1 protein-coding gene is annotated in these 297 nt (G+C 65.3%); it reads right to left on the bottom strand.

Annotated elements, in window-relative coordinates:
- On the bottom strand, positions 1-297 hold a 297-nt coding region (locus tag SB822_RS56230), incomplete at both ends, for a glycoside hydrolase family 15 protein (protein WP_410858995.1).

The following is a 297-nucleotide window of genomic DNA, read 5'->3' as shown; positions in this document are numbered from 1 at the left end:
CGATCGCCTCGACCGTGCCTTTCACGCGCGGATCGTGCGGCGGCAAGAAGCCGACGAGCGGCAGCAGCAGCAGGCTCGCGTCGAGCTGATCGCTGCCGTAGGTCTGCGAAAACGCATTGCGCGAAGCATTCCATGCCTTCTCGCAGACTTCCGCGTGAATCTGCGCGCGGGTGGCGCGCCATTCGTCGAGCGGGCCTTCGAGCTTGAACATTTCCGCCGATGCAAGCGCGCGGTCGAACGCAACCCACGCCATGACCTTCGAGAAAGTGAAATGCTGGCGCCCGCCGCGCGTCTCCC

This window comes from Paraburkholderia sp. SIMBA_054, assembly GCF_046534875.1.
In the GTDB taxonomy this organism is placed as follows: domain Bacteria; phylum Pseudomonadota; class Gammaproteobacteria; order Burkholderiales; family Burkholderiaceae; genus Paraburkholderia; species Paraburkholderia hospita.
This window is presented reverse-complemented; position numbering and strand designations above follow the sequence as displayed.